The 23,832-nt window shown below is 45.8% G+C and carries 24 protein-coding genes and 1 tRNA gene; 12 read left to right on the forward strand and 13 right to left on the reverse strand.

Annotated elements, in window-relative coordinates; translation table 11 throughout:
• Window positions 1-382 precede the first annotated feature (382 nt).
• Entirely contained in the window at window positions 383-589 is a 207-nt protein-coding gene (locus tag CGRAC_RS05675) for a hypothetical protein (RefSeq protein ID WP_005870556.1), read from the forward strand.
• A gap of 95 nt (window positions 590-684) precedes the next feature.
• A complete protein-coding gene (locus CGRAC_RS05680) occupies window positions 685-1,128 on the forward strand; it encodes a hypothetical protein (RefSeq protein ID WP_005870553.1) in 444 nt (147 codons plus the stop codon).
• A gap of 271 nt (window positions 1,129-1,399) precedes the next feature.
• Here CGRAC_RS05680 and CGRAC_RS05685 read toward each other — a convergent pair whose 3' ends face one another.
• The 8 genes from CGRAC_RS05685 to murA form a co-directional block, all read right to left on the reverse strand.
• Complete coding sequence (locus tag CGRAC_RS05685) at window positions 1,400-1,987, reverse strand: hypothetical protein (RefSeq protein ID WP_005870551.1); 588 nt, start codon at window positions 1,985-1,987, stop codon at window positions 1,400-1,402.
• 316 nt (window positions 1,988-2,303) lie between these two features.
• Complete coding sequence (gene tmk, locus CGRAC_RS05690; RefSeq protein WP_005870549.1) at window positions 2,304-2,930, reverse strand: dTMP kinase; 627 nt, start codon at window positions 2,928-2,930, stop codon at window positions 2,304-2,306.
• 842 nt (window positions 2,931-3,772) lie between these two features.
• Window positions 3,773-4,855: a hypothetical protein gene (locus CGRAC_RS05695; protein ID WP_005870547.1), complete on the reverse strand. Its 1,083-nt coding sequence runs from the start codon at window positions 4,853-4,855 to the stop codon at window positions 3,773-3,775.
• A 72-nt stretch (window positions 4,856-4,927) separates the two neighbouring features.
• Window positions 4,928-5,404 carry a pantetheine-phosphate adenylyltransferase gene (coaD, locus tag CGRAC_RS05700; RefSeq protein WP_005870546.1) on the reverse strand — a complete coding sequence of 159 codons (477 nt, stop codon included), beginning with the start codon at window positions 5,402-5,404 and terminating at the stop codon, window positions 4,928-4,930.
• Window positions 5,404-5,958 carry a UbiX family flavin prenyltransferase gene (locus tag CGRAC_RS05705; RefSeq protein ID WP_005870545.1) on the reverse strand — a complete coding sequence of 185 codons (555 nt, stop codon included), beginning with the start codon at window positions 5,956-5,958 and terminating at the stop codon, window positions 5,404-5,406. Before CGRAC_RS05705 ends, coaD begins: the two co-directional genes overlap by 1 nt.
• A 76-nt stretch (window positions 5,959-6,034) precedes the next feature.
• Window positions 6,035-6,109, reverse strand: a tRNA-Gly gene (locus CGRAC_RS05710).
• A 61-nt stretch (window positions 6,110-6,170) separates the two neighbouring features.
• A complete protein-coding gene (locus tag CGRAC_RS05715) occupies window positions 6,171-7,352 on the reverse strand; it encodes a molybdopterin molybdotransferase MoeA (RefSeq protein WP_005870544.1) in 1,182 nt (393 codons plus the stop codon).
• 236 nt (window positions 7,353-7,588) lie between these two features.
• Window positions 7,589-8,857 (reverse strand): UDP-N-acetylglucosamine 1-carboxyvinyltransferase, encoded by a 1,269-nt coding sequence (murA, locus tag CGRAC_RS05720; RefSeq protein WP_005870541.1) that lies wholly within the window; start codon window positions 8,855-8,857, stop codon window positions 7,589-7,591.
• Window positions 8,858-8,980: 123 nt separating this feature from the next.
• Between murA and CGRAC_RS05725 the strand changes: the two genes are divergently transcribed.
• From CGRAC_RS05725 to CGRAC_RS05740, 4 genes are all read left to right on the forward strand, one after another.
• On the forward strand, window positions 8,981-9,616 hold the full coding sequence (locus tag CGRAC_RS05725; RefSeq protein WP_005870540.1) for an NlpC/P60 family protein: 636 nt from the start codon (window positions 8,981-8,983) through the stop codon (window positions 9,614-9,616).
• A gap of 757 nt (window positions 9,617-10,373) precedes the next feature.
• Window positions 10,374-10,931, forward strand: a complete 558-nt coding sequence (locus CGRAC_RS05730) for a rhomboid family intramembrane serine protease (protein WP_005870539.1) — start codon at window positions 10,374-10,376, stop codon at window positions 10,929-10,931.
• A 44-nt stretch (window positions 10,932-10,975) separates the two neighbouring features.
• On the forward strand, window positions 10,976-11,650 hold the full coding sequence (locus tag CGRAC_RS05735; protein ID WP_005870538.1) for a SixA phosphatase family protein: 675 nt from the start codon (window positions 10,976-10,978) through the stop codon (window positions 11,648-11,650).
• 410 nt (window positions 11,651-12,060) lie between these two features.
• Window positions 12,061-12,705: a ferritin family protein gene (locus CGRAC_RS05740; RefSeq protein ID WP_005870535.1), complete on the forward strand. Its 645-nt coding sequence runs from the start codon at window positions 12,061-12,063 to the stop codon at window positions 12,703-12,705.
• An 803-nt stretch (window positions 12,706-13,508) separates the two neighbouring features.
• Here CGRAC_RS05740 and CGRAC_RS05750 read toward each other — a convergent pair.
• Complete coding sequence (locus CGRAC_RS05750; RefSeq protein ID WP_050346324.1) at window positions 13,509-14,570, reverse strand: tyrosine-type recombinase/integrase; 1,062 nt, start codon at window positions 14,568-14,570, stop codon at window positions 13,509-13,511.
• On the reverse strand, window positions 14,567-17,155 hold the full coding sequence (locus CGRAC_RS05755) for a YhdP family protein (protein ID WP_005870525.1): 2,589 nt from the start codon (window positions 17,153-17,155) through the stop codon (window positions 14,567-14,569). The genes CGRAC_RS05750 and CGRAC_RS05755 overlap by 4 nt, the downstream gene beginning before the upstream one ends.
• A gap of 129 nt (window positions 17,156-17,284) precedes the next feature.
• Here CGRAC_RS05755 and mltG point away from each other — a divergent pair, with 129 nt between their 5' ends.
• Window positions 17,285-18,235: an endolytic transglycosylase MltG gene (gene mltG / locus CGRAC_RS05760; protein ID WP_005870522.1), complete on the forward strand. Its 951-nt coding sequence runs from the start codon at window positions 17,285-17,287 to the stop codon at window positions 18,233-18,235.
• A gap of 108 nt (window positions 18,236-18,343) precedes the next feature.
• A complete protein-coding gene (locus tag CGRAC_RS05765) occupies window positions 18,344-19,225 on the forward strand; it encodes a lactate/malate family dehydrogenase (protein WP_005870521.1) in 882 nt (293 codons plus the stop codon).
• Between the two features lie 15 nt (window positions 19,226-19,240).
• On the opposite strand, the gene CGRAC_RS11885 is transcribed toward CGRAC_RS05765, so the two are convergent.
• Window positions 19,241-19,378, reverse strand: coding sequence for a hypothetical protein (locus CGRAC_RS11885; RefSeq protein ID WP_005870519.1), 138 nt, complete (start codon window positions 19,376-19,378; stop codon window positions 19,241-19,243).
• A gap of 246 nt (window positions 19,379-19,624) precedes the next feature.
• Here CGRAC_RS11885 and CGRAC_RS05770 point away from each other — a divergent pair, with 246 nt between their 5' ends.
• Genes CGRAC_RS05770 through CGRAC_RS05785 form a run of 4 tightly spaced genes read left to right on the forward strand, consistent with a single transcriptional unit; the run spans window position 19,625 to window position 22,454 of the window.
• Window positions 19,625-19,936, forward strand: a complete 312-nt coding sequence (locus CGRAC_RS05770) for a 4Fe-4S binding protein (protein WP_005870517.1) — start codon at window positions 19,625-19,627, stop codon at window positions 19,934-19,936.
• Complete coding sequence (locus tag CGRAC_RS05775; protein ID WP_005870516.1) at window positions 19,936-21,057, forward strand: 2-oxoglutarate synthase subunit alpha; 1,122 nt, start codon at window positions 19,936-19,938, stop codon at window positions 21,055-21,057. The genes CGRAC_RS05770 and CGRAC_RS05775 overlap by 1 nt, the downstream gene beginning before the upstream one ends.
• Entirely contained in the window at window positions 21,058-21,903 is an 846-nt protein-coding gene (locus CGRAC_RS05780; protein ID WP_005870515.1) for a 2-oxoglutarate ferredoxin oxidoreductase subunit beta, read from the forward strand.
• Window positions 21,900-22,454, forward strand: coding sequence for a 2-oxoacid:acceptor oxidoreductase family protein (locus CGRAC_RS05785; protein ID WP_005870514.1), 555 nt, complete (start codon window positions 21,900-21,902; stop codon window positions 22,452-22,454). Before CGRAC_RS05780 ends, CGRAC_RS05785 begins: the two co-directional genes overlap by 4 nt.
• A 216-nt stretch (window positions 22,455-22,670) precedes the next feature.
• Here CGRAC_RS05785 and CGRAC_RS05790 read toward each other — a convergent pair whose 3' ends face one another.
• Both CGRAC_RS05790 and CGRAC_RS05795 read right to left on the reverse strand, forming a co-directional pair.
• Window positions 22,671-23,171, reverse strand: a complete 501-nt coding sequence (locus tag CGRAC_RS05790) for a hypothetical protein (RefSeq protein ID WP_005870513.1) — start codon at window positions 23,169-23,171, stop codon at window positions 22,671-22,673.
• A 2-nt stretch (window positions 23,172-23,173) separates the two neighbouring features.
• Window positions 23,174-23,686, reverse strand: a complete 513-nt coding sequence (locus CGRAC_RS05795; protein ID WP_005870512.1) for a hypothetical protein — start codon at window positions 23,684-23,686, stop codon at window positions 23,174-23,176.
• Window positions 23,687-23,832: the final 146 nt, after the last annotated feature.

Below are 23,832 nucleotides of genomic sequence, written 5' to 3' on the forward strand. Positions count from 1 at the left end.
TCCGCTCTATCATGTTGTGTTATAATCGTAGCAGTGATCCTGCCAGTCGGGATTGAGCTTTTTCAAATTTAAATTATGCGTACTGCAAATGCCTAGGCGGCAGTCGCCGTGCGAAATTTTACGCGATAGAATTTATCGTCGTGAAAATTTTTGCACGAAATTCCGATTCGCGGAATTTCACAATACAAATTCTGCACCATGAAAATTCATGCGACGGAATTTGTATTGTGAAAGCTTACCGCATCAAATTTAGAAGCTAGAATTTTGCCGCGCAGAATTCCGTTGCGTCGTGGAGCTTTTTGGAATAAATAAGCAGGCTTTTTAGCGCTACGCAAACAGCGCCGGGCAAGCGGCTCTAAATTTAACTTAATTTTGGAGGATTATGCGAAATAAGCAGCCTTATATCGAAGATAGGATAGAAAACTTGCGTATCCGCGTCCTTAGGCAGGAGATCGAGACGCTCGTGCTTTTTGAGATCGACGGCGTTCGCTTTCGCATGTGTTGCAGGGCATTCTCGTTTAAGCAGGGCGATTTAGTGCGCGTAAAATACTGCAAGCAGGGATATTTAGGCAGCCTCGTCGCCTTGTAGGTCGAGCGTCGCAGAACGCCTTTGGAATATGCCCGCGATTTTGAATTGAGCGTCTGGACGCCGCAAGACGCGCGCTATATTTAGTTTGGGACATTTTGATTACATTCGGTCTGATTTTTTTCGTCACGGCAGTGTTTTACGCGATCTACCTTGCGTCCAAAAAAGACGCATTCCCAAACCTAGGCGATTTTTTCTACACTTGCGCGGCGCTTGCGCTTGTTGCGATGATAATTATGGTATACATTTACGCAGCCGCCTGCGCTATTAAGAGCCGCACGCCTCGTTTGACACAACTGGTGTTTAACCTTGCCAAGCGACTACTTGGCTTAGCGCGACTATTTTGGGCGGTATTGATTGCTTGTGCTGCTGCGATTGCGGTGCTGCTTTGGATTTATATGACATTTATTAAGGATAAAACGGCAAGCCTGAGCGATTTTTTCTATTCTTGCGTAGTGCTTACGCCAGTGTGTGTGATATGCCTAGTTTGTTCTACTTGCATGCAAAAACTCTCATCATGGCGCAAGCGTCGTAAAAAATAGCGCTACTGCTCCGCATAAACACACAGCGTGGAATTTTATAATTCCGTCGCTTCAAATTTTGCCGGGTAGAATTTCGCGCCATGCTATAAATTTTATGCGCCGCGAAATCACAAATTCCGTTTCATATAAATACGGCGAGCGGCAAAATTCTATCTCACAAATAAACCATACCGCGTTGCGGGCATTGATAATCTACTCGTTTATTCAGCCAAATTAACCCATGCTGCCGTAAATTTTATGTTTTTAAAATTTCACGCCGAATATTTCGCAGCTAAAAAATACCCCGTAGAGCCGCTGTGCCCTCTACATGTTTGTACGGCAAGAAATAATGCACGAAGTTTGTGCAAGTGCCTCCAGACACGCATATTTCGGCGCTCAGTCTGTGTTTGACATGCGCAGAATCGAGATCAGGTATCTCTAATCCGCCGCTTTTGTAACCGCTGTAACCCATCTCTATCGGCACCTCTAGCTCATCTTTTTCAAAAACGACGCGTCCGCTTTGCACCTGCTCGAGCTTGATGTTGTTCAGCACGATCCCTGGCGCACTCACGTGGTCAAAATTTATACTTAGTTCATACGGGGCGCCGGTGGAGTTGTCGTCCGAGAAGTCGGGCTTCGACTCGCGCTCGTCGCGCCATAATCGTCCGCCGATAGTGGTAGCTCTTAAGCGGGCGCTGACGCTAAAATCCTTCAGATCCAGCGAAGCGCTGCTAAAATCACGGATGAGCGTCCAGGCTACGACGGTACGGCCGAAAAATTTATCGGCGATCATATATGTGCCGAAAAGCGAGCTTATGACTACCCAAAACAGAAATATAAATTTAAAAATCTTACGTAAAACGAATTTTAACGTCTTCATCGCTATCCTTTCAATCTAAAGCTTAAGCGGAATTCCGCCCGCAAATCCGCGGATTAAAATTCCGTGTGCGGATTTCGCTTATGAAATTTTGCGCTTTTTCAGTCTGCGGCGGAATTTTAAGACAGAATTCCGTGGCTAAATTTTACTGCGAAATTATAAAACAAATTTCGCCCATGAAATTTTCCCTAGAACTGCGCCTGTAAAATTCCATAAACGAAATTTGGAGATGAAATTCTATGGGCGGAATTCCATAGTTAAAATTTCACGGCAAGGCTCAGAAATCAATTATCGCGGCAAAATTCCACGCCTTAAAATTTTAAGAAAGTATGAAATTTTTTATCTGATCGCAGATCACCTCTTCGGACTGTGCGGCGTCGATTTGCAGGGTCTCGACGCCGCACGCCGCGCATGCCTGCGCCATAAGATCTTGCACACGCATTAGGTATTTTAGCCCGCGAGCCTCGATTATATCGCTGCTAGCGCGCGTTTTGAGCCGATGCCTGATGAGCTGTTCGTCCGCCGAAAACAGCACGATTTTATCTGCAAATTTGCCCCCAAGCGCAAATTTGTTAAGCGCGATAAGCTCGCTAATATCTGCGCCCTCGTCGTTTGCCAGCGCATAGGCAAGCCCCGAGATGAAGCCACGATCGCTTAGCACGAGCCCGCCTGCGCCGCCCTTTATCACGCGCTCGTAGTGCTCGGCGCGGTCTGCGAGAAATAAAAGCAGCTCGGCGCGCTTTGAAATTTCGCCGCAGACCTCGCGCAGATTTACGCTGCCGCGACGCCACTTAAAATCCTCGCCCAAAACGAGGCTTCGCACCGCCTCGCCGAGCTTCGTGCCGCCCGGCTCCTTGGTCACGATCGCCTGCGGAAAAGCTGCCGCTAGCCGCGCTATCTGCGTGCTTTTGCCCACGCCGTCGATACCTTCGAATATTACATACATTTTTCGCCTTTAAATTTGTGCGCTATTTTACAAGCTTATAGCTAAATAGCGGCTTTTTTTAACAGCGAGGCGTAAAATTTCGCCTTAAAATCGGACTTTTGCGCGAGCTTGTACGAGCTGCTTTTGATCTTTAGGCGTAAAATTTTATCGGGCGCTCTGCCTTACTCGGCTCTTGCTTTTTGCGGCACGGCACGCGGTTAAATTTAGCGCTCGTACGGATGCGCCGAATAAACAACGAGCGAGTAAATTTTACGCTTACGGACATGTACCGAGCGGAGAAGGGCGCCGGTCGATAAAGACGGTGCGCGTAGATGGGGCGGACAGCGCGTCGAGCGACGCATAGGGTATGTATCAGACGAAGCGAGACGACGTATCGGGCAAATTGGGTCGGCGTATCGAACCGAGCAAAGCAATGCGCCACGCAGTAGGGCGAGAGAGTATATGTCGGCGGAGCGGCGTGCCGAGCGAAGTAGGGCGTTAGACGGGACATGGCGCGCGTCATGCGAGGTGGAAACGGAGCGGGGTATGCGCCTGGCAGAACAACGGGCACTAGATAAACGAAAGGCGGCGCGTCGGTGAAGAACGCGGTGCGAGGTATCGTATGTTTTTTAGTAAAAACAGATAGCGCGTCTGGAAGGCATCGGGCGCCGTATAAAGCATGGTATATTGTCCGATAACGCAGTAGATGCGGCGACGGGCGGACGCCGCGTGCGATGACAAAATATAAAATCGTGGCGCCGATAAAATTTTTAGCCGCCGCAGATCATGAAATTTTGCCGCAATGAGCGAAGGCGCAAAGCTCGTCCTGCGCGCCGAAAGATGAAATTTTAAATTTTATCCTTTTACGCTAGCTCGGGATTTATCGCTATGAAATCTTTCCTCAGATTGCCAAGATCGCAATCGGTAGCCGTGATCGTAAAATCATCCGTCATATCAAGCGCAAATTCGCCAAGACCTGCTTTGAGCTGCTTCACGCACTCCCAAATGAGCTTTTTAGCCTGTGCATATTTATCATTTAGCTGCGTTTCTTGATTGAAAAGATCAAAAATTTTCGCCGTTTCGTAGTCTACTTCGACCTCGGCTCGAAACTCGTAATCAGGAACAAGCCAAAGAAGCCAACCGTCCTTTCGTGCAAGCCACTGCGCGCGCTGTTCTTGCGAGCCGAATCCGATGATCGGCGGCAAACTCCTATTGTCGCAAGCTAAATTTATGCAGTAGAGTTTACAGGCGGGCGCGTGCTTTTTGATCGTCTCTTTAATCGCGGGCAGCAGCCTTTGCGCGGCGAGCTCATAAAGCTTTTTGTAACTCATATCCTTATCGGGCTTTTGATAGCGCACATAACCATTTTCGGTTATTAAGCTCAGTTCGCCCATTGCGTTAAATTCATAGTTTATTACGTCATTCCTTCTGCCTGCGCGAGGGTGCTCTACATACTCCCGTCTTTGTGCGAGCTTGCCGCCTTCGTAAGTAAAATTTTCTATCCCATAGGCGTTGTTGTCAAAGGCCGAGTAGATGGACTTTAGCACGCCACCCTCATAGATAAATCTTTTTATATTGAAGCATCCTACGCATCTTTTGTTATAGCAACCAAATTCGTATTTTAAAACTTCGTCCCGCCCCCAAAAATAAAGGTTTTCAAAGAAATGTTTTTTGCCATCATGTTGTCTTTCAAAAACGACGCGATCTTGCGCGTCAAAGCCGTATTCGTAGGCGTTTACGATCTTTTTTGGTTTAGCTTTTAAAATTTTGCCCTTAAAGAAGCGGTTATATTCGAAATAAAACGGCTCTAAATTAATATACTCGTCCGACGCCCAGCGCCTGCTTACGGCCTGCGCTTCGGCTATTTTATTTAAGGCTTTGTATTCATATCTCACGCTTTTTAAAAACGTTCGCAGTCTTTCTATCTCATCCATTTGCTTATTCATTTTTATCTCCGTGCGGCTTGCAAATTTTAAATTTAGCTGCGCCTGCGGGCTAAATTTCAGTAACTTGCGAGCTCATTTTTTCAAAAATTCTAAAATTTCGCTCGGCACGAGGTGCGAAACGTCGCCGCCGTGGCTCAAAACGGAGCGGACGATCGAGCTTGAGATGAAGGCGTTTTTGAGCGTCGGCATCAAATACACGCTCTCAAATTCCTCCCATAGCGAGGCGTTTGCATAGCCTATCTGCAGCTCGTACTCAAAGTCACTGACCGCGCGCAGTCCGCGGATAACGAAGCGCACGCCACAGGATTTGGCGAAATCCACGAGTAGATTATCAAAGCTTTGCACGCTCACGCCGCGAAGTCCGCGTGTCGCGGCTCGCGCCATTTCTAGTCTGGATTGTAGGCTGAAGTAGGGTTTTTTGCTCTCGTTTAGCGCGACTGCGACGATAACCTCATCAAAAAGCCCTAGCGCGCGCTTGATGACGTCCAGATGACCGTTCGTGATAGGATCGAAGGTGCCCGGATAGATACATTTTCTTGAGTTTTGCATTATTGCCACCTCTTAAACAGCTCGTTTTGCACGCCTAGCGCGTCGCACCACTTGCCGATTATGAAATTTTTTAAATTTTGCACGCCGCAGTAGCCCGCGATCACGGGCGGAGCGATGATGACGCCGAGCGCGGCTAGCTCGCTCATCTGGCGCAGGCTGATCGCAGAAAGCGGCATCTCACGCACGCCAAGAACCAGCCGCTTGTGCTCTTTTAGCGCGACTGCGGCGGCGCGAGTGCTTAAGCTGTCGCAAAGCCCGCCGTAAATTTTAGCCAAAGAGCCAACAGAGCAGGGCGCAAAGATTGTGGCGTCAATGCCGAATGAGCCCGAAGCGGGCGGCGCACTAAGATCGTCGTCGAGATGAAATTTTACGCTCTTAAATTCCGTAGATTTTAAAGCCTCGTCCGCGTCTATGCCGTTTTCGGCGCGCAGTACGCGGCGCGCGCCCTGCGTAAGCACGGCGTGAATTTCATGCGGCGAGCTGGCAAGAAATTTAAGCAGATCAAACCCGATCTCGCAAAAACTCGCGCCACTTACACAAACTAGAATTTTCATTTCAAGGCTTTCATATCGAAATTTTGTGCTTTAAAAGCGAGTGGAACGGAAGGAATTTTAAAATTTGAAGTTAAGATGGAGCGGGAAACGAGAGTCGAACTCGCGACATCAACCATGGCAAGGTTGCGCTCTACCACTGAGCTATTCCCGCATGCGGTAAAAATAAAGCGCGATTGTAGCCTATAAATTTTCATTTGTCAATAATTTCTCGCTTAAATTTCATAAATTTTTACGATTTCTCCAGCGCGAACTTTGTCGCATTCGGGATCAGCCAAGAAAAAATGCGATGCCGCAGCCAGCGGTCTGATGCGCCCAGAAGGCGACGGCATAGGCGTAAAAACTCCGCCTTCATATGCGCCTACGGTTAAATTTACTCTGCCGCTTTTTAGCTTCAGATCGCTTGCGAGCTTGGCATAGATCGCCGCTTCTGCGCTAAAAGCCTCGCTTGCGCCGCTAAGCTTAAATAGGATCGGTAGTATGACTGCGCGCGTAAGCACGAAAGCAGCCATCGGATTGCCCGCCATTGCAAAGACGAATTTGCCGTCTTTTGCGAAGCACTTGCTGGGGCGGCCGGGCTTGATATCGATGTGATCGAAAACCTGCAAAAATCCAAGTTCGCTCATAGCGCTTTGCATAAAATCCGCCTCCCCGGCACTTGCTCCACCGCTGGTAATTAGCACGTCAAATTTACGCGTAGCAGCGTCTAGCGCCTCGCACACCTCGCTAAAATCATCCTTTAAAATCCCTAAATACTCATTTTTAAAGCCGTATTTTTGTAGCAATGCAGCAATGCCACTAGAGTTAGCGTTATAAATTTCGCGCTCACTTGCGCTCTGCCACGGCTCTTTTAGCTCGTTTCCACTGGAAAATAGAGCGATTTTAGGACGCGCGTAAATGTCCACTTCGTAAATTCCTTGCGCGGCAAGAAGCATGATTTTAGCAGGGTTTAAAATTTCGCCACGGCGCAATAAAAGCTCGCCCGCGCGCACCTCCTCGCCTTTTTTACGAAAGCCGTCGTGGGCATGAACGGAAGCAGGGATTTTTAGAGTTCCGCCTTGCGCGTTTACATCTTCTAGCCTCGCGACAGAGTCCGCGCCTGCAGGCATTGGCGCGCCGGTCATTATCTTTTGCGCCTGCCCGGCCTTGATTTCGTAGAATTTCTCGTCTCCTGCAAAAATCGTAGGCTCTACGATCTTTAGCTCTTCGTCTTTGAATTCTGCCGCGTAGGCATAGCCGTCAAGCGCCGAATTATCGAAGCAGGGTAGGTTTTTAATCGCTGAAATATCACTAAAAAGAATGCGACCTAGGGCGCTGGGAAGAGGCACCTTTTCGCTTTGCTTGCTTGATGTGATTCTGGCCGTAGCCAAATCTATAGCCTCATTTATTCCTATCATTTTAAGTCCTTTTTATCATTTTTTACATTTAAAATTCGCACAGTTAAGACCTCGCGTAGCCTCGAATTCTGTATTGCACCGGAACTTGCAAGGCTAAATTTTGCCCAAATAAATGCGCGAAATTTCACGGGCTCAAACTTGCCTTATTTTAATGCGAGCGTTGCTTAAAATTTCAGAACGTATCACTAGTAAAATCCCGCATCGCTTGCTCGCACAAGATTTTTATTTCGAAGTCTTCATTCCTCCAGCCTCTGTATGTCCGCACCGAGCGCGCTAAGCTTTTCCTCGAGCTTTTCGTAGCCGCGATCTAGGTGGTAAATTCTATGTATTTTGCTCTCGCCGCGCGCCGCAAGGGCGGCTAAAACGAGTGCCGAACTAGCTCGCAGATCGGTTGCCATAACGTCCGCGCCGTTTAGCTTGCCGCCGCTGATCGTCGCGATATGTCCGTTTAAGCGGATATCTGCGCCCATTCTTGAGAGTTCACTAACGTGCATGAAGCGGTTTTCAAAAAGCCTCTCGTCGATAGTGCTGACGCCCGAGGAGATGCATGCTAGCGCCATAAACTGCGCCTGCATATCGGTAGGAAAGCCCGGATATTCGCTTGTGATAATCTCTACGGGTTTGATCTTTGAAGCGGGCAGGATCGTGATCTCGTCGCCGCCGTTTGAAATTTCAAATTTAAAACCCATATCCTCAAATTTTGCAAGCACGGCGCCAAGATGAGCCGCGCGAGCGTGCGTGATCTTGATACGAGAGCCGGTGATTGCGCCTGCGCACAGATAGGTGCCTGCTTCGATGCGATCGGGAATGATCGAAATTTCGTTCAAGCTTAAAAGCTCGCTGCCGCTTCCTTTGATGAGGATTTCGTTCGTGCCGATACCCTCTATGTCGATGCCTGCGTTTTTTAATGCGTTGCAAACGGCGATGACTTCGGGCTCTTTTGCCGCGTTTATGATATGAGTGGTACCGCTTGCTAAGGCCGCCGCCATTACGATATTTTCGGTGCCTGTGACGGTAATTTTATCAAAATTTATAGTCGCGCCCTTAAGCCCCTTTTTTGCGGTACAAACGACGTAACCTTGCTCGATTTTAACCTCCGCACCCATCTTTTCAAGCGCGCTAAGGTGTAGATCGATCGGTCTTGCGCCGATCGCGCAGCCTCCGGGAAGGCTTACCTCGCAATGCCTAAACCGCGCTAAAAGCGGCCCCAGCACCAAGATCGAAGCGCGCATTTTACGCACTATGTCGTAGATCGCCTTGGTTGAGTTTACATCGCGCGGATCGATTTTGGCGGTGTTGGCGTCGAGAAACTCGTACTTTGCGCCTAAATTTGAAAGCAGCTGAATTAGCGTGTGGATATCGGAAACTGCGGGTAAATTTTTAATTACGACTTCGTTTTTTGAAAGGATAGATAGAGCTATGAGCGGCAGTGCGGCGTTTTTTGCGCCGCTTATTTTGACGCTGCCGCTTAGTTTTTTGCCCCCGTTAATTCGTAGATAATGCATGATTTCTCCGTGTAAAATTTCGGCGATTATACAGAATTTAGCTTTAAAGTTACCATTTTGTTACCGCCAGGCGCTAAAATTGCGCATAAATTTAATCGCTACATAATTTTATAAGGATTTTATATGAAACAACTAATTATTTGCGCTTTGGGTGCGTTTTTGCTGGTCGGTTGCTCCTCAAAAGCCCCGTCTGCCGGCAGCCAGCAAGCGTATGTCTTAAACGATCATGAAGAAGGAATAACTTCGGTGCCGGGAAGCGAGTTTAACCGCCCGCTAATCGCATCGGTGGACGATTACACCGGCACTCGCGCAGGAGGAGACTGCAGCGGATTTATCACCGTGCTAAATGATAAATACGATGATCTGTTTTTTAACTCAAAAGATCTGCCGAAATACTTCACAAACGGACGTAAATCCCAAGCAATATATAATTATTATAGCCGTAAAAATTTACTCAGCAATACGCCGCGAGTGGGGGATTTGGTGTTTTTTCAAAACACCTTACGTTCTAACAAAGGCAAGGTCAATAACGAAATCAGTCATATCGGTATCGTGCGCGAGATATATGCCGATGGTCGCGTGAAATTCGTCCACAATACTCGTGGTAGAAATCAAGCGGACTTCGTAAATTTAAATAAGAAAAACGTCCATGTAGCGGGACAAAAGATGGAAAATAGCTATATCGTACGCTGCGGTAAAGACCGCATAAGCTGCCTAGCATCGAACCGCTTCGCAGGATACGGACGGGTGAATAACTAGAATTTTGAAAATTCTTTCGCCGTATTTTTTGAAAAATTTCTTATAACTTTTGGAATTTAGTTAGATTTTATGAAATTTCGTTAGACCTTTTAAAAATTCGCGGCGGTTTGATTTGTGCTCTAAAATTTCAAGTAAAATTTTGCAGATAATTTAGCTTGGAATTCTAGCTGCAACCTAGCTTTGCAGAATTTAATTGGATTCCTGGATTTCTAATCAAATTTTAAAATTTTTATGGCTTTTAAACTCCTGTAGCAAAAACTTATGAATAAAAACTCACTTTGATACTGTTATGACAAATAAAATTAGCATTTTTAACGCGCAATATAATAAGGATTTAAAATATTTACTCTAAAATTTATTTTGGAATTAATTTAAACTCAAATTTTTATTATTCTTAGTGGAATCATACATATAATTATACATAAAATTCTACGAAATAGCTTCATATAACTGAAATTTTATCGTTATTAATTTTAAAGCGTGCTTGTTTTTTAATTGATATCAGATAGACTTTATAAATTACATAAAACTTTCAAAAAAATTTATAACCTAAATTCTTATCGTAAAAATTTTACTTTAAAGCTATATATCTAAATTTTAGTTGCAAGCCCTTTTATTAAGGCACTTGCAACTAAAACTATTGCCAAAATTTTGATGCTAGCTTATTTATGAAATTTATCTCGAGCCTATAAAATCACACTACGCCTTTAATTTAATAAAAATTTTGCTACTATGCGTGAAAAATTTAAGGAGCTTCATGCAATCAGGCAAATTTACTCTCGCGATCATCGCGGTGAATATCCTATTTTTCGTGATTTCATTCGCATTGGAATATTTTTTCGGCTTTAAGTCCTACCTGTTTTTTGGGCTCAATCCATATTTTTTCGAGGGGATGCCGTGGCAGCTACTAAGTTCATTTTTTATGCATGGCGGAGTGATGCATCTAGCGATGAATATGGCAGTTTTGTATCAATTTGGTGGGATTTTAGAGCGAGCGTTCGGTGGGATAAAATTTACGCTGCTTTACATCGTAGGCGGGCTGCTGAGCGGCGCTTTGTGTCTGATTTATATCCGTTATGCCATGAGTATGGGAGAAATCGTCAATATCGTAGGCGCTAGTGGCGCTATTTGCGTGCTTTTAGGCGTGATTGCTTATTTTGATGAACGCAATGCGGGCGGAATTTTTGTCGCGATTTTGATAATGAGCTTTGCGCCGATGTTAATGGGCGTAAATGTGGCATGGTATGCGCACATAGCGGGATTTGTGGTTGGTTATGGCTTTGGAATGATCCAGAAAAAATTTAGAATTTTGTAGAATTTAACGCTGAATTATACATAAAATTTTATGAAAGGATGCAGATGAAACGGATATATTTTATAAGACATGCCGAGGCGCAAAGCGGCGGCAAAAGCGATTTTGAGCGGGCATTAAGCCGTGTGGGCGAACTTTGCGCAATTAAACTCGGAGAAAAGCTGCGTAGCTTGGGGCTTGCGCCTGATTTAATTATTACAAGCTCGGCTATGCGTGCACTCCATACGGCGCAAATTATCGCTAATGCGCTGGGCGCGACAAAAAGGGTAGTGCCATTGCGAGAGTTATACGACATAAGCTTATGGGATTTAGCAAAGTTTGTTCGCAGCTTGGATGAGAAACGATTTTTTGGGTGCGGTGTGAATGTGGAAAAATACAATGCGGTTGGTCTGAGTAGCGAAAAACATCGCGACGCAAACGCTGAAAATTCTGCTTTTAAGGGCACTAAAATTCCCGCTAGCATTGGCGAAAATAATGCGATATCTTGCAACAATGTGGAAATTTCTAGCACAGATGTTATGCAAAATTTTAATGCAGCTAGCGCAGAATGCGTATTTATTGTTGGACATAATCCAGCAATAGGCGGAATTTGCTCGCTTTTAGGCGAGAAGGAAGTCGATAAATTTCCTCCTTGCTCGATTTGTGGCTTAGAATTTGACGTTCATAAATTCTCATATATTACCGATCATAGCGGCAAAATAGTAATGCTACAAAGCTTTTAATTACGCTTTTAACGCTTTATAATTACAATCGGGCGGCTCGTTGGTGCATTTAAAGCTGCTTTTGCCGAGCATTGTTATATACTCGTAAACAAGACTGCGCGGCAAAATTAGCAAGTTATTTTTGTGATAACTTTAAATTCTAAAAAATTTCCAATGATGTGGCTCGCCTTGAAAATTGTAGATTAAATAAGTCAGAAAAGTAAATTCCATATTTTTAGATAATCGAGCGTTAGCGCTTTTGCTTCAAATTTCATTTGCTTTGAAAAATCTTAAGTTTAGATTTTGCGGATGGAAATTCCGTGCCAAAATTTTCTCAAAAACATAAATTTATTGAGAAGAATAAAATTTATTAAGTAAAATTTAATAGTAGCCGTGGTATCATTCCCCAAAAATTTTGATAGGGAATTAAAATGAGACAGTACGAAACTTACAGATGCGACAAATGCGGCGCGGAGGTCGAGGTGCAAAAAGTAGGCGGCGGCGCGCTTAGCTGCTGCGGCGAGCCGATGAAATGTATAACCGAGGATCTGACGCAGGTAAATTTGATGAAGGCGTTCGCAGGCGAGTCCCAGGCGCGCAATAAATACGATCTTTACGGCGATTTAGCCAAAGAAGCTGGCTTTCACGCCATTGCACGACATTTTTACGAGGCTGCCGAAAACGAAAAATGGCATGCCAGAGCCGAGCTAAAGGCACATCATGCGGCCGCAGGTATTCCGCTTGATAAAATGGATAAAAATCTGTTTGACGCTGCCGCCGGCGAGCGCTACGAGCACGAGAGCATGTATCCGAGCTTCGCTAAAATCGCGACCGAAGAGGGTAAAAAAGAAGTAGCGCGCCTTTTTAACGCTATCGGCAAGGTCGAGGAGGAGCACGAGCGCGAATACAACGAGCTTCAAAAGATCTTGCTAGAGGAGGGCTTTTTCGAGAGTTTCGACGAGGAAGTTTGGGTGTGCGAGGTCTGCGGGCATGTTCATCGCGGAAAGAAAGCTCCTGGCGCCTGTCCGCTCTGCAAGGCTCCACGTGAGTATTTCAAAAAACAAAGGCTTGTTTAATTTTGATGCTTGCGGCACGGCGTTTTTGCGATAGCTTTTGAGGCCGTCGCAAATTTCGTTTATTGTCGCGAGCCGATCGCTTAAATCTTGGCTTAAAATTTTGCGCGAGATTTCGTCTTTTTGCTCCTTTTTGCCGCGGGACTCCGTGGCTAGACGAAATCTCGGGCTAAATTTATTTAGCCTAAACTCCTTTTCTTATCCCCTAAGAAATGAAATCCTGCTCGCAAGAGCGGGATTTCTGTCGTAAAATAAATCTAAAAGTAGGTATGCCGATGATTTTATCTCTTTAAATTTTTAGTATAAATTCCTATATGATTCCTATGCTGTTTACGAAGCAAACTTCGCGTCGGTAAATTTTTGCAGCAAACTTTGGTGGCAAATCTTTTGCGTCTTTAAATTTTTAAGGCGCATTCGATGCGATGAGAATTTGGAAGCAAATCAAACTATAAATTTTGAGGGTTTAAATTTTAAATCAGAAATTCCATTCTTACGGAATTTGCAGATAAATTTTATATCCGCTACACCATTACCTTTTGCTTATAAAATCATTGGATGAAATCCCGTATCGTAAAAATTTAAATGAAATTTTATACTAAATTTATCTGGAATTTTAGGCAAAATCACAAGGTAAAATTTTAGGTTTTGTTATGCGAGTATGAAAAACAAATTTTAAGATTTTTCAAAATAAAATTCTAAACCTCTTGTAAAATAAATTCCATAAAAAACGATTTTAAAGCCGCCTCAAAACTAAATTCAAAAAATCTCGCTCAAGCAAGCCTCGCACCGCTGCAAATTTTAAAATTTCACTCCTCGAATTCCTCCGCGACCTTCGCCGCAAGGCGCAGTTTGTCGCTGTCAAAGTGGGTGTAGATGCGCGAAGTATTTAGGCTCGCGTGGCCGAGGGCTTCTTGGACGAGTACGAGGTCCTTTTGCTTTTTGTAAAGCATCGTTGCGAAGGTGTGGCGCAGCATGTGGGCGCCGTTTTTTTCCTTGCGTATGCCCGCGCTCATTAAAATTTTCTCCACGATGCCGCTGACGTATGCTTGCGTAAGCGGCGCGCCGTTTTTGGTGACGAAAAGATAGCCCTCTTTGTTGGCAAAGTTCGTCTCCAGCGCGTTTAGATGCTCCTCGATCAGGTGGCGTTTGATCATTACGATGCGATATTTGTTGCCCTTGCCGCGGATTCGGATGACGAAAAGATCGCCCTCGGGCGCGATATCTTTGCGCTTGAGATTTATCGCTTCGCCCACGCGGATGCCGGTGTAGACGATGATTTTTACGATCAGGCGGTTGCGATGCGCAAAGGAGCGAAACTCGCTTAGATTTATCGCGTCCAAAAATCGCTTCAGCTCCTCTTCGCTCATAAACTCCGGAAGCTTCGTGCCGCGGCTGCCGCTAACGCCGCCCCAGTGTTTAAGCTCGATGCCGAAGTTGTGCGAGGTGCCGTCCTGCTCATTTTGTCGGTCGATGAAGCCGAAAAAATTTATTAGCGCGATTCGGTAGTTTTTTTTGCTCGCATCGCTCAGCCCGCCCGTAATCGAGGCTAAAATTTCGCTCAAAAGCTCCTCGTCGATATTTCTCATGCTCTCGAGGTTGTATTCTACGATCGCTTCGTAAAATTTTTTAAGTGGATTAAAATAGGTGTTAATGCCGGTAAGGCCTGCATTTCGCGCGTCTTTTGCGAGCCGCTCGAGTTCATTGATATTTGCCACCTCGTGATTTAGCGCCAGGCTCGCGCGGCGAAATAACGCATCGTTTTTCAGCTCCTTATTCGATAGCGCGCTTAGCTTGTAGCGTACGAATTTTACGAGCCAAAACAGCAGCGATTTTTCAAAGCTATCCTTATAATCGAGCGGGAATTTCATTTGCTCTCCTCGTTGTCGCCAAAGATCACAAAAGGCAGCATCAGCGTGTTTTTGATGAGATTATACGGCGTTTTTAGCACGTCGGTCGCAACGGCGGTCGAGTAGGTGGGCTTTTTCGTCGTGCCGCGAATCTCGATGATCGTGGAGATTGTGTTGTTTTCGCCCAAGATGATATGATTTAGCAGCGGGATTTTTGAGATTATCGAGCTTGCGTCTTTGAGGTATTTAAGCTCCAGATCGATATTCAGTGCGCCGCTTTTCATATCCACTTCGCCGTTGCCCGCGATATCTGCGCTACTGCCGGTAAAATTCATCGCGTTTATGTAAATTTTATCGCCGCTGCGGCGAAAGTAAATTTTACCCTTCTGCACGCTAAAGCCGCGATCATTGAAATCGGGCGTCTTAAACGTAAGCAGCGACGGCACAGAGTTTATAAAGCTAAGCAGCCTTTGATAGATGATGTAGTCCTTCAGATAGGTGTTTTGCACGTTGATCTCGCCGCGATAGTTGCGCGGATCGATGCCGCTTGCTTTTAGCGTAAATACCCCTCCGTCGAAGCTCTGCGAGCCCAGAAATTGATTAAGCGCCTCGCCGCTGATGTTTTGCGCAAAAATTTGAAGCAAGCTCTTTTTAAAGATCAACTTCACGTCGCCGCGTTTAAAGCTTGCGTTTAAATTCATATTTTTGCCGTCCAGCACGCCGTTAAAGTGCGTAAATTTCAGCGTCTTATTAAGATCGGATAGCACGATGGAAGAGTTTTGCCCGCTGAAATTTATCGGCGAGCGCTCCTTTGTGCCGCTATTAAACTCGCTGGTTTGCACGCTCGTATTGATCGCGACGTCCACGTCTTTTAGAGCGACGAAGTTACCGCCTTTGTTGATTTTGAGAGAAATTTTACCGCTTCCGCTAGAGCCGTCCAGATCGCCGCCGCGCACTCGAAGCGCGAAAGAGTCGTTTTTATAATGGCTTCCGTCCTTGTTTAGCAGACCGAAATCAAAGATGAGATTGTTACTGCTGATATCTAAGTTTGTAAAATCGCTGGTTAAAATTTTAAGATCTCCGCCGCCAATGCCCGCGTTTTTAAGCGTCTTAGAAAAGGGCAAAATTCCGCTAATATCGGGCGAGCTGATCTCGATCCGCTCGCCGAAGCTCATCTTCGCGCCTAAAAATTGCGAGCTCAGCACTGGCGCTTTGCCGCTAAAATCAAGGCTTATATTATCTCGCGCGTCGCCAAATTTTAAAATTTCTTTGCCGTTCGGGGAGAGATTAAAGCTATGGATTATGCCGTTAAATTTGGCCTTGCGCGTGGCGATATCGATACTGCTGCTTGCCGTGGCGTTAAAAATTTCATTTTGCAGATTCGCGTCTTTGATGTCGATCTTTTTTTCTGTGATATGCACCCGCGCGGCTTTGGAGTGAAATTTCGCTTTAGAGATCATCAGATCGGCGTCTTTTAGCGTCACGTTCGCATCCACCTTGGCGCTTTCCTTTTCGACGTCTACGTCTATCAGCACGCGCGCATCGATCCCGCCGCTCAGCGGATATACGGGCTCGTCTATGCCGTAGCTTTGTAAAATATCCACAAGGTCCTTGCCCAAGCTCTCCTTGGTCCGCAGATCCAGATATACGACCGGCCTCTCTTCAAAGAGCCCGCCGATACGCACGCCGCTTCCCTCCAGGCTTTTGCCTTTAAATTTAGGCTCATTTAGCGTGAAGCTTAGAAAATCGTTTTTAAGCGTGATGTTGGCGTCTTTTACCGTTACGGCTTCGATTTGCGGTTGAAATTTTATCGTAAGATCCTGCGCGTAAGCCGTGGCGCTGACATTTTCGGCGATCGGGCGCGGATCTTTCAGATCGACTTTGGCATGCAGATTTTCGATATAGTAGTTTTGCGCGACCGCCTTGCCGTAGATCCACTCGTTCGCAAGAGGATTTAGCCCCGTAAGTGCGCCTAGCTCATTCATAAAATTTTTCAGACTCAAGGCCGAGGCGCGGTTTATCTCGATATTTAGCTCCGAGCCGATATTGTGCACGTCAAGCTCGCCCGCGATCTCGTGTGAAGCGAAGGTGCCGTTAAAATCATACGTATCGGCTCTGAAATTTGCCCGTGCCGTGCCGTGCAGAGTGAGATTAAAATCATTTAGTTCAAGCTCGATCGGATCGAAGTTCAGTCCGTTTGCGCTCGGCGTGATCTTCGAGTTTAGCCTAAAAAACCGCGTGTCGGCGTAAAAAACGTCGCTTTTATATTTTAGCTTTAGACTTTCGCCCTTGATCTTTAAATTTTGCACGTCGATCTCTTCGAAAAAGGAGTTGATGAGCGAGATTTTTTTGCTAAATTCCAAAATTTTCTCGCTTTGCGTGCGCAGATCGGTGGAATTTTGCTCTAAATTTTGTGTATTATTTTGCGTAATTTCAAGATTTTTGATACGCAGCACGAGACCTTTATTTAGCTTGAGATAAAACCCCTCAAGCTTTGCAAAGCCCACGTCCAGCTGCGAAATCGCAATACCGTGCTTTAGGCCTACCGCGCAGATTATAAAAAGTATAGTAAGAGTAAGAAAAAATCTAGCTAAAAATTTATACATCATTGTCCCATTAAAAAGCTACGCTCAAAATCAAATCGAGCGTGCCGAAAAACTGCGCTTATAATATGAAATTTATTCAAAATTTTGGCTTATTTGCCTATAATTTCAGTTAAATTTTGAAAGGAACGCATGAAATTTTTTATAAAGCTCATCAAAGCGGCGTGCGTTTGTATCGAGCTTGCGGCTATCGTTCTTTTGGCCGTGGGCTTTGATCTACACGAGCGCGTCGGCAACGCGAAAACCGTGCAGATAGGCCAGGGCAGCTCAACGAAAATTTTATCCGAACTCTCAAAGAGTTATCCTAAATTTAGCAAATTCGACGCGAGACTGCTTTCTTTTTACGGCGGCGCAAAAACCGGCGAGCTGGAGCTTAGCGGCGAAAATTTGCCCAAATATCAGTTTTTATATGAGCTAAGCATCGCAAAGCCCGTGATGAACGAGATTAAGCTGATCCCGGGCGAAACTACGATCGTGTTTTTAAAACAGCTTGCGAAAGATCGCGGACTAAGCTTTAGCGAACTTGAGCGCGAATACAACGCTACGGCGCCGTTTTACGAGGGCTTTTTGGTTCCCGAAACCTATAAAATAGGCAAAAACGAAAGCGAAAAAAATATCATCGACCACCTCATCTCAAGCGCGCAAAAATTCCACGAAGGATTGTCGCACGAGCTTATCGGCGAATATAACGCCACGGCGTGGAAGCAGGTGCTGATCAAAGCCTCAGTCATTCAAAAAGAGGCTGCAAACGCCGATGAAATGCCCCTCGTAGCCTCCGTCATCGACAACCGCTTAGCCAAAAATATGCGCCTTCAGATGGACGGCACGCTGAATTACGGCGAGTTTTCGCACGTCAAAATCACTCCGCAGCGCATCCGCACCGATACCAGCCACTACAATACCTACCTTAACGACGGACTTCCCAAAGAGCCCGTGTGTGTGGTCTCTCGCGATGCAATACGCGCAGCTTTGGCGCCTGCAAAGAGCGAGTATCTGTATTTTATGCGAAATAAAAAAACGGGGCTTCACGATTTTGCGCGCACGCAAGCCGAGCACGAGCGCAACGTAAAGGCGCAGAGGTAAAATTTAAGGTCGCTTCTGCTTAAATTTTAAAACGAAATTTCGTCTTTAAATTTTAAAATTTAAACTCCCGCAGTTATAAAAATGCGGGCTGATATTTGGGAGATAACAATGAAAATAGCGATATTCGGCGCAGGAAACATCGGCGCAGCGGTAGCGAACGATCTTATCGTAAGCGATTCTTTGAGCCAAAAGATAGATAGCATCGCGCTTGTGGATACGGTAGAGCAGATCGCGCGCGGCAAGGCGCTCGATCTTGCCCATGCGGCGGCGGTTTATGAGCGAGACCTGCGCATAAGCGGCAGCACGGAGCCTAGCGACATAGCGGATGCAGGCATTGTCGTGATCACGGCAGGGCGCGCAAGAAAGGCAGGACAGAGCAGGGAGGAGCTGTTTGGCAGCAACGCCGCCATCGTCGCGCAATGCGCGCGAGATGCCGCAAAATACGCGCCTAGCTCCATCATCATCGTCGTTACTAATCCGCTTGATATGATGGTTTATGCGGCGCTTAAAGCTAGCGGGTTTGCAAAAGAGCGCGTCATCGGCATGGCGGGCGAGCTAGACGGCGCGCGGCTTAAATTTGAACTCGCGCGCGAAAGCGGCAAGGAAATTTCATCAATGAGAAGCGCGATCGTGGGTCCGCATAGCGAAGAGATGATCGCGCTTAAAAACGAGCTGGGATTTGAAATTTCGGATGAAATTTTTGGTCGCGCGGTGCAAAATACCAAACGCGCCGGCGCGCAGATCGGCGAGCTACTGGGTACGTCGGCGTATTTGGCGCCCGCTGCGGGGATCGTAAAGATCATGAAATACATTCTTTGCGATACCTGCGGCACGCTTGCCTGCTGCGTTGCGGATAGATCGGGAGTGCCTTTGGGGCGCTTCGTAAGCGTCGGCAAAATGGGCGCGATAGAGAGAAATTTCGCCTACTCGGGCGAGTTTTACGAGCAGCTTGAGCGGATGCGTGAGCGGATAGCAGGGCTGAAGTTTTAGCGGATATAGGGCGAATTAGGCGCGATGCGGAAGCGGGATTCGTAGATTTAAAATTTCAAAGTATATAGAATTCTTGCGATAGAATTTTGCGGCATTAAATTTCACTTCGGCAAGAAATTTAAGCTCGCGGAATTCTGCAGCGTAAAATTTCATTCGCTGCGGAATTTTAAAATTTGCGCAATTTTCCGTTGTGAAATTTCGTAGATTAAAATTTTACTTTGGCTCAGAATTCTGCGCGACGTAAATTTTTGAGAGCCACAAAATTTTAAAATTTAAACTCTGCAAAATTTAAAAATGAGAGAAATTTAATGCGATCAAAGCAGGCTTGCGCCGCAAAATTTCAAATTTTAAATCGCGAAGCGAGATTTAGTGCGGATTTTGATAAATTAAGGAGAAAATATGAGCGAAAATGAGAGCCAGCGCGCTATCTGGACGGATGAGAGCCGCTGTAAGGCGTGCAACATCTGCGTAAGCGTCTGTCCTAGCGGCGCGATCGCGATGAGACAGGACGAGGGCGCCGTGCAAGGCATGATGATCGACGTGGTGGATGAGGGCGCCTGTATCGGCTGTAGGGAGTGCGAGTTGCACTGCCCTGATTTTGCGATTTTCGTTGCGCCCAAAGGCTTTAAATTCGCTCGTCTAAGCTCGCAGGCTAGAGAGATGGCTGAAAAAATCAAAAACAATAATTTTATGAAACCCAAGGACGCATAATGAGAGAAGTAATTTCCACAGGCAACGCCTTAATTGCGCGTGCGGCGATTGATTGCGGCTGTAATTTTTTTGGAGGCTACCCGATCACGCCGAGCAGCGAGATCGCGCACGAGATGAGTCGCTTGCTACCTAAGGTCGGAGGCAAATTTATCCAGATGGAGGATGAAATTTCGGGCATTTCGGTAGCTTTGGGCGCGTCGATGAGCGGTGCAAAGGCGATGACGGCAAGCTCCGGTCCTGGAATTTCGCTAAAATCAGAGCAGATTGGGCTTGGCTTTATCGCTGAAATTCCGCTTTTAATCGTAAACGTTATGCGCGGAGGTCCTAGCACCGGACTTCCTACGCGAGTGGCACAGGGCGATATTTTGCAAGCTCGCAACCCCACTCACGGTGATTTTCAAAGCATCGCGCTGTGCCCGGGCTCGCTAAAGGAGGCTTACACGCAGACCGTGCGCGCCTTCAATCTAGCCGAGCGGTTTATGACGCCAGTATTTTTGCTACTTGATGAGACGCTTGGGCATATGCAGGCTAAGGCGGTGCTGCCTGAAATTTCGGATCTAAAAATCGAGCGCAGGGCGGAATTTAAAGGTAGTCCGAAAGATTATGAGCCTTACGATGCTGCGCCCGATAAGCCTGCGGTGCTAAATCCATTTTTTAGGGGATACCACTATCACATAACGGGGCTTCATCACGGCGGGAAGGGCTTTCCGACCGAAAATGAGCAGATCGTAGATCACTCTATAAAAAGGCTTTTTAATAAAATTTCGGCGCATGAAGATGAGATCGTGCAATATGAGGAATTTATGCTAGATGACGCCGAAATCTGCATCATCGCCTACGGCAGCGTTAGCCTGGCAGCAAAAGACGCGATTTTAAAGCTACGAGGGCAAGGCGTGCGTGTGGGACTTTTTCGCCCGATTACGCTATGGCCAAGCCCTGAGCGCAAGCTAAGGGAGCTAGGGGAGAGATTTAATAAAATTTTGATCGCCGAGCTAAATTTAGGGCAGTATCTGCTAGAGGTGCAGCGCGCTTGCTTGAGGGATGATTTTAAGACGCTTCTTAAGGCAAACGGTAGACCGATCAGCCCTAGCGAGATTATCGAGAAAGTAAAGGAGCTTTAAATGGCGTTTGATTACGATAAATATCTAAGAACGGACAAGATGCCTACGCTTTGGTGCTGGGGCTGCGGCGACGGAGTGATTTTAAAAGCGATTATTCGCGCGATTGACCGCATAGGCTGGAGTATGGACGATGTGTGCGTGGTAAGCGGTATCGGCTGTAGTGGCAGGATGTCGAGTTACATAGACTGCAATACCGTCCATACGACGCACGGACGCGCGATAGCTTATGCTACGGGTATCAAGCTCGCAAATCCAGGTAAGCACGTAATAGTAGTCACTGGCGATGGCGATGGGCTTGCGATAGGGGGCAATCACACGATTCATGGATGCCGCCGCAATATCGATCTAAATCATATTTTAGTAAATAATTTCATCTACGGGCTTACAAACTCGCAGACGAGCCCTACGACGCCGCGCGGGTTTTGGACGGTTACGGCGCAATACGGCAATGTCGATCCCAGCTTTGATGCGGCGAAACTTGCAATCGCTGCCGGAGCAACTTTTGTTGGACGCGAGAGCGTGACAAATCCCGAAAAAATCGAGCGACTTCTAGCCAAGGGCTTTGAGCACGAGGGTTATAGTTTTTTTGATATTTTTAGCAACTGCCACGTAAATTTGGGTCGTAAAAATAAAATGAGCGAGGCGGTGCAAATGCTAAAGTGGCTTGATTCGCGCACGATTTCCAAGGCTAAATTTGACGCTCTTAGCGAGGATGAGCGAGTGGGGCTATTTCCGCTTGGGGTTTTACATGAAGATAATGAGCACACCGAATACACAAAGGCGTATCAAAAGGTGATAGACGCGGCACAAAGCGGCGAAGCGATAAATTTTGAAGGACTAAGATGAATCAGTTAAGATTTGTGGGAGTGGGCGGTCAAGGCGTAATCTTAGCGGGTGAAATTCTAGCTGCGGCAAAGATCGCGCACGGCGGCTATGGAATCAAGGCATCTACGTATACCTCTCAGGTACGTGGCGGACCTACGAAAGTGGATATTATCTTAAGCGATGAAGAAATTCTATATCCTTACGCGAGCGAGGGCGAGATCGATTTCATGCTTGCAACGGCGCAGAGTAGCTACGATGCTTTCAAAAATGGCGTGAAAAAAGGCGGCGTGATCGTAATCGAGCCGAATTTAGTAGTGCCGAGCGATGAGGATAGGATAAACTTTAAAATTTATGAAATTCCAATCATCACCATCGCAAAATACGAAGTTGGAAATGTCATCACTCAAAGTGTCGTGGCTCTAGCGATCGCAGTAGAGCTTAGCCGCTGCATGGACGCAGGGCTTGTAAAAGAGCAAATGCTCCGCTCTGTGCCAGAAAAAACCCGCGCGCTAAATGAAAAGGCTTATGATTTGGGGATGAAATACGCGAGAGAGGTTTTAGAGCAAATTTAAAGACTTCATATAGAATTTATGATTAACCGCAAGAGTAAAATTTAAAAATTTTTATAGGTAAGATATAAAGTTTCTAGATTAGAATTTCAAAATTATATAGCCAACTGCTTACATTATTTTTTGATGGGTTGTACTAATTCAAATTGCCCGCTGCAACCTTTTATCTTTTCAAACTTTATAAAATTATTGCCGTTCTTTTATCCTGTTAAATTAATCTTATTCCAAAAGTTCTTTGGCTTTTTTTACCGGATTGCATTCATCGTCATTTAAACATTGTTCCAAACCATAGCTCATCTTACAGGCCAATTTTTTCTTTGAAGGCTCTATCGCCGCATCGCATACCTTTTTAAGATTTACAAATGCTCTTTTTATATTGCCCGTATAGTACAAATCGTGCATACCTGCGTTTAGGCAAAAATTTAATAATTCGGCATCGCAAGCTTTGTTTAACGCTTCTGTTGCGTCTTCCTCTCTGCGCAAATATATTAATAAAATTCCTAATGCACCGCAGCTCTCAAAATTTTTTTCATCGCATTTTGCCGATAAAGTATCTTTTAGTATCGAGCAAGCTTCATAATCGCCTTTGCTCCAATCGCATTTATTCGCTAAATTTTTTAAGTTTGTATCGTTTATTGCGGCAGAGATATCAATGTCTATATCGTTTTTTGCCAGCAAAGGCATAGATAAAAGTAGTGCTAATGATAAAATTTTTCTCATGGTTATAGTCCTTTGATAATTTCTTTGGCTTTCATTAGCGGATCGCACTTTGCATCTTTAGAGCAGTCTTCAATCTCTTTCCTTATGCTGCAAGCAAGCCTTTTGTCCTCTGAAATTCCCTGTTTGCAAATTTTATCAAAAACCTTAGCAGCTCTTTCAAGATTTCCCGTAAAAAGTATATCGTTAATGGCAAGATAGGAGCAGTAAGACATGATATTTGCTTCACATGCCTTAATCAAAGGAGCGGATGAAAATTCGTATTGACCCAAATCCGTAAATATCATCCCGGCTGCCCCGCAGCTTTCATAATCTCCGCCGTCGCACTTTTTGGATAAAATTTCGACGAGTTTCGTGCATGCGCTGTATTTTCCATTGCCGCTATCGCAAGAGATCGCTAAATCTTTTTCCTCTTTGGTTTTTAATAAATAATCCAAGCCTTCCGCTGCCGCAGCAGGGATCGCTGCAAATGCCGCTATAAGCGCAAGTGCCCAAATTTTAAGATAGAATTTTTTCATCGCGCCCTCCGTTTTTAGGCAGCGATTATATATTAAAATATTTTAGCGGGCTCTTAAAATTTTGTAGAGTTAAAATTTCGATCGCTCGCTAAATTTAGCGGTGCTATTTTTGTAAGCCGCGCTGCTTCGGGATTTAAAACACCGCT

Source organism: Campylobacter gracilis (genome assembly GCF_001190745.1).
GTDB lineage: Bacteria > Campylobacterota > Campylobacteria > Campylobacterales > Campylobacteraceae > Campylobacter_B > Campylobacter_B gracilis.

Excerpts from the sequence above, each read along its gene's own strand:
- CGRAC_RS05735 (WP_005870538.1), top strand. The coding sequence starts at position 10,976 with ATGAAACGGATATATTTTATAAGACATGCCGAGGCGCAAAGCGGCGGC.
- CGRAC_RS05715 (WP_005870544.1), bottom strand. The coding sequence starts at position 7,352 with ATGATAGGAATAAATGAGGCTATAGATTTGGCTACGGCCAGAATCACA.
- CGRAC_RS05795 (WP_005870512.1), bottom strand. The coding sequence starts at position 23,686 with ATGAAAAAATTCTATCTTAAAATTTGGGCACTTGCGCTTATAGCGGCA.
- CGRAC_RS05705 (WP_005870545.1), bottom strand. The coding sequence starts at position 5,958 with ATGAAAATTCTAGTTTGTGTAAGTGGCGCGAGTTTTTGCGAGATCGGG.
- CGRAC_RS05775 (WP_005870516.1), top strand. The coding sequence starts at position 19,936 with ATGAGAGAAGTAATTTCCACAGGCAACGCCTTAATTGCGCGTGCGGCG.
- CGRAC_RS05675 (WP_005870556.1), top strand. The coding sequence starts at position 383 with ATGCGAAATAAGCAGCCTTATATCGAAGATAGGATAGAAAACTTGCGT.
- CGRAC_RS05695 (WP_005870547.1), bottom strand. The coding sequence starts at position 4,855 with ATGAATAAGCAAATGGATGAGATAGAAAGACTGCGAACGTTTTTAAAA.
- CGRAC_RS05765 (WP_005870521.1), top strand. The coding sequence starts at position 18,344 with ATGAAAATAGCGATATTCGGCGCAGGAAACATCGGCGCAGCGGTAGCG.
- coaD (WP_005870546.1), bottom strand. The coding sequence starts at position 5,404 with ATGCAAAACTCAAGAAAATGTATCTATCCGGGCACCTTCGATCCTATC.
- CGRAC_RS05725 (WP_005870540.1), top strand. The coding sequence starts at position 8,981 with ATGAAACAACTAATTATTTGCGCTTTGGGTGCGTTTTTGCTGGTCGGT.
- CGRAC_RS05770 (WP_005870517.1), top strand. The coding sequence starts at position 19,625 with ATGAGCGAAAATGAGAGCCAGCGCGCTATCTGGACGGATGAGAGCCGC.
- CGRAC_RS05740 (WP_005870535.1), top strand. The coding sequence starts at position 12,061 with ATGAGACAGTACGAAACTTACAGATGCGACAAATGCGGCGCGGAGGTC.
- CGRAC_RS05730 (WP_005870539.1), top strand. The coding sequence starts at position 10,374 with ATGCAATCAGGCAAATTTACTCTCGCGATCATCGCGGTGAATATCCTA.
- CGRAC_RS05790 (WP_005870513.1), bottom strand. The coding sequence starts at position 23,171 with ATGAGAAAAATTTTATCATTAGCACTACTTTTATCTATGCCTTTGCTG.
- murA (WP_005870541.1), bottom strand. The coding sequence starts at position 8,857 with ATGCATTATCTACGAATTAACGGGGGCAAAAAACTAAGCGGCAGCGTC.
- CGRAC_RS05780 (WP_005870515.1), top strand. The coding sequence starts at position 21,058 with ATGGCGTTTGATTACGATAAATATCTAAGAACGGACAAGATGCCTACG.
- CGRAC_RS05785 (WP_005870514.1), top strand. The coding sequence starts at position 21,900 with ATGAATCAGTTAAGATTTGTGGGAGTGGGCGGTCAAGGCGTAATCTTA.
- CGRAC_RS05750 (WP_050346324.1), bottom strand. The coding sequence starts at position 14,570 with ATGAAATTCCCGCTCGATTATAAGGATAGCTTTGAAAAATCGCTGCTG.
- CGRAC_RS05685 (WP_005870551.1), bottom strand. The coding sequence starts at position 1,987 with ATGAAGACGTTAAAATTCGTTTTACGTAAGATTTTTAAATTTATATTT.
- CGRAC_RS11885 (WP_005870519.1), bottom strand. The coding sequence starts at position 19,378 with ATGAAATTTTACGCTGCAGAATTCCGCGAGCTTAAATTTCTTGCCGAA.
- CGRAC_RS05755 (WP_005870525.1), bottom strand. The coding sequence starts at position 17,155 with ATGTATAAATTTTTAGCTAGATTTTTTCTTACTCTTACTATACTTTTT.
- tmk (WP_005870549.1), bottom strand. The coding sequence starts at position 2,930 with ATGTATGTAATATTCGAAGGTATCGACGGCGTGGGCAAAAGCACGCAG.
- mltG (WP_005870522.1), top strand. The coding sequence starts at position 17,285 with ATGAAATTTTTTATAAAGCTCATCAAAGCGGCGTGCGTTTGTATCGAG.